The organism is Aliifodinibius sp. S!AR15-10 (assembly GCF_031569985.1).
In the GTDB taxonomy this organism is placed as follows: Bacteria; Bacteroidota; Rhodothermia; order Balneolales; family Balneolaceae; genus JAMQKA01.
The window spans coordinates 1-1126 of the sequence record NZ_JAMQKA010000114.1 but is presented as its reverse complement, the minus strand read 5'-3'; the positions used below and the strand labels follow the sequence as shown (position 1 = coordinate 1126).

The window sequence follows — 1126 nt, the reverse complement described above, 5'->3', positions numbered from 1 at the left end:
CTAGTGTCATTACCACTTAATTCGTGAGGTACTCTTTTCCATAGGTCCAGTTGAATGGTTTTGCGTTCTTCTGGTTATAGTCTTTGATGTAGCTCATGAGTTGATCGACCAGCTGCTGCCGGGAGTGCCATACGCCATCTTTCAAAATTTTACGGCTCATAATACTAAACCAGATCTCGATCTGATTGAGCCATGAGGCATAGGTGGGCGTAAAATGAACGTGGAATTTGCGCTTTTTGTCCAGCCACTGGGTTACCTGTTTGTTTTTGTGGGTTGACAAATTGTCCATGATAATGTGAATCTGCACGTTTCGATATTTGCGATCCAGATGCTTGAGGAATTTCAAGAAGTTCTCTGAATTGTTGCGATCAGCCTGGCGGGCAGTTACCTCGCCGGTTTGCACGGCGAGGGCGGCCATCAAATTGACCGTGCCGTTGCGTTTGTAGGTATTGGTTACTCGTCGCGGGTTCCCCTTTCGAAGCGGCAGTTCCGGTTGCGTACGGTCCAGAGCCTGGATCTGCGTTTTTTCGTCAACCGATAGCACCAAGGCATTTTCAGGGGGATTCAAATACAGCCCGATGATATCGATCATCTTGGATTCAAATTCAGGATCCGGGCTCCTCCCGCACCAATACTCGGTTTTATGGGGTTTTAAGTCAGCCCCTCGTAAGATTTCTGAGACCCAGCTTTGGCTCATCCCGCACATGTCGGCAATCTCGTGCTGGCTATAGCGCTGGGTGTCGCTTTCAGTGCGCTGGCAAGCCAGATGAATCACCTTATTGCGGTCCGCTTCGGTAAACTGGGCGGGCCTGCCAGAACGCCGAGCATCGGCGAGCCCTGCCAGTCCCTCGCTGGCAAATCGTTTACGCCATTTGCCAATGACATTCTCGCCAACCCCATGCTTTTCGCTGGAGGCCCGGTAGGTAAGCCCGTTCTTCCAGTCTAAAATAATTTGGGCACGTAAATTTAACCGGCGTTCCACTTTATGAGAACGCCCGTAAGTAAGGAGTTGATCTTTGACTTGTTGAGAGAGGTCGGGAAAGGTGAGTTTATCCATGATGTTTTATTCGAAAAATACAAAAACCCAATCACATTTACCCCTTTTATTTAGTGGTAATGACACTAG

The 1126-nt window shown here is 48.8% G+C and carries 1 protein-coding gene; it reads right to left on the bottom strand.

All coding sequences use genetic code 11. From position 1 onward, the window contains the following. Window positions 1–16: 16 nt before the first annotated feature. A complete protein-coding gene (locus NC796_RS26565; RefSeq protein ID WP_310688915.1) occupies window positions 17–1057 on the bottom strand; it encodes an IS630 family transposase in 1041 nt (346 codons plus the stop codon). Window positions 1058–1126: the final 69 nt, after the last annotated feature.